This window comes from Gorillibacterium massiliense, from assembly GCF_000455485.1.
In the GTDB taxonomy this organism is placed as follows: domain Bacteria; phylum Bacillota; class Bacilli; order Paenibacillales; family NBRC-103111; genus Gorillibacterium; species Gorillibacterium massiliense.
The window spans coordinates 1-920 of sequence record NZ_CBQR020000182.1 but is presented as its reverse complement, the minus strand read 5'-3'; the positions used below and the strand labels follow the sequence as shown (position 1 = coordinate 920).

The 920-nt window shown below is 57.5% G+C and carries 1 protein-coding gene; it reads left to right on the top strand.

Annotated features, from left to right (window positions below; genetic code table 11):
- Positions 1–920, top strand: a 920-nt coding sequence (locus TJ79_RS25530) for a glycoside hydrolase family 31 protein (RefSeq protein ID WP_155988036.1), incomplete at both ends; no start/stop codon positions are given.

The following is a 920-nucleotide window of genomic DNA, read 5'->3' as shown; positions in this document are numbered from 1 at the left end:
CAGCGCCAACCTTGGTATTACGGCTCGACAGCGGAGGAAGCGACCAAGGAAGCCATCCAGATGCGCTACTCACTCATTCCGTACATGTACGCCTATGAACGCAGCGCCTACGAGACGGGAAACGGTCTGGTGCATCCGATTTTCTACGATTACCCGACGGATGCGATTGCTAAGGACGACAAGGATGCCTGGATGTTCGGCGATTGGCTGCTGGCAGCGCCCGTCGTCGACAAGCAGCAAACCTCGAAGAGTATTTATTTGCCGGCCGGTATTTGGACTGATTATTTCCGGGGCACGGTCTACACCGGCGGCCAAACCATCAAGTATTCGATCAACCCGGACAGCCTGACGGATATCCCGCTGTTCATCAAGCAAGGGGCGATCATTCCCACGCAAAAACAGCAGGATTACGTTGGCCAGTCGTCGGTGACGAGCGTCGATGTCGATGTGTTCCCGGATACGCAGTCTTCCAGCTTCACCTACTACGACGACGATGGCGTCAGCTACAACTATGAGAGCGGCGTCTACTTCAAGCAGCCGATGACCACGCAAAAAACCGGTAGCAACGCCTACTCATTCACGCTCGGCGCCAAATCGGGCAGCTATACGCCCGCCCTGCAGTCCTACATCGTGAAGCTGCACGGCACCGCAGCAACGTCCTTAACGAACAACGCGACGGCCATGACGAGCTATGCCGACCTGAATGCGCTCCGTGTTGCCGCAGGCGAGGGCTGGACGACAGGCAAGGATGTATACGGCAACGTCACTTACGTGAAGCTCACGGCAGGCTCGGCTTCGACTAAAGCGATTGCGCTGTCGGGCAGCGCCACGGTTTCCGCCACCTCCCAGAAGTATGAGGCGGAGGACGCTTCCCTGTCGGGTAATACGACCGCGACGAAGGCTACGGTGAACACGAACCA